The organism is Gaetbulibacter sp. S0825 (genome assembly GCF_011777505.1).
GTDB lineage: Bacteria > Bacteroidota > Bacteroidia > Flavobacteriales > Flavobacteriaceae > Pontimicrobium.
This window is the reverse complement of sequence record NZ_JAATJT010000010.1, coordinates 1-1,150: the sequence shown is the minus strand read 5'-3', so window position 1 is coordinate 1,150 and position 1,150 is coordinate 1. Positions and strand designations below refer to the sequence as shown.

General features: G+C 39.0%; 1 pseudogene. It reads left to right on the top strand.

The annotated features are described in order from the left end of the window. Positions 1-1,150, top strand: a pseudogene (locus HB672_RS14635) (hypothetical protein); the annotation flags it as partial.

Here is a 1,150-nt window from a genome sequence, read left to right as displayed (position 1 = left end):
CGAGCTTATCTTACGCGCAAGGCACCGGAGCGAATAACACTGGTGGTGGCGAGGAGTTAGGTCCTGTTAATGGCTGTATGCACGAAGTGCCAGCAATGAAATCAGTGTCAGAATTAATGGCACCTGGTTACTTTGATGGATTTTTTGATGCATGTCACGATTCAGATGAAGAATTTCAAATTCACCCAGTAGCTCCACAACAAGGAGTTGATGGCGAATGGGGAGTTGCCACTGGATTTGCAAAAGGAAGTACACACTGTAGTTGGACATATTATTATGTTTATTCAGTAAAGTGTGCAGGCGAAGTAACACCATTTACTGTAAAGTATAATGGAGGAGACGCTAAAGCACCATGGGTACCAAAGCAAAACAAAGCAGCTTATAATGCACTTATTGCAGACAAGCTAGACCTAGATCTATGTTTTGACAACCGCCCAATTGCTCCAACGGCAGATGAGATTGCAGCTTTATATACTGATAACTGTGAGCACGTAAAAGTTAGCGGAGAGTTAGTATCTAAGCGTGTAAAAACTAAGAATGATGATTGCGGATGGGTAGAGATTCACGTATATACAGTAAAAGATTACTGTGATGATAATGCGTTTGAATTTTCTATTACTTATTCAGGAAGCGATCAATCAGCACCAGTATTTAATGAAAAAGCTATTGAAGGCTTAAAAGATATTACTGTAGACTGTGATAAGATTCCAGATGCAGTAGCAATTCCTTACACAGATAACTGTGCACCAAGCGGAAAAGCTAAGTTACATGAAGAGCAATCAACAATTGTTGAAGGTGAAGAGTGTGCTGGTGGAATCATCGAAAGATGGTGGAAAGCTACAGACGAGTGTGGAAACAACGCTTGGCATAAGCAAACTATTACAGTTAGACCAGCTAAACAAGCTGTATTTAACGAGCCAAGAAACATTAGTATTTCTTGTGAAGACAGAAATAACTTAGAATCTTTAATTCCAGAATTGTATTACACAAATGGAATGGAAGGAGCTTGTAACATTAGCGGATTAGCTAAGCCAGAATACACTGCACCAGATTCTAACTGTGCATCATTCAATGTAAAGTATAGCTTTATAGATAACTGTGGTCGTGAAATCATTGAGAACATGACTGTAACTATTTTTGATGATGTTAA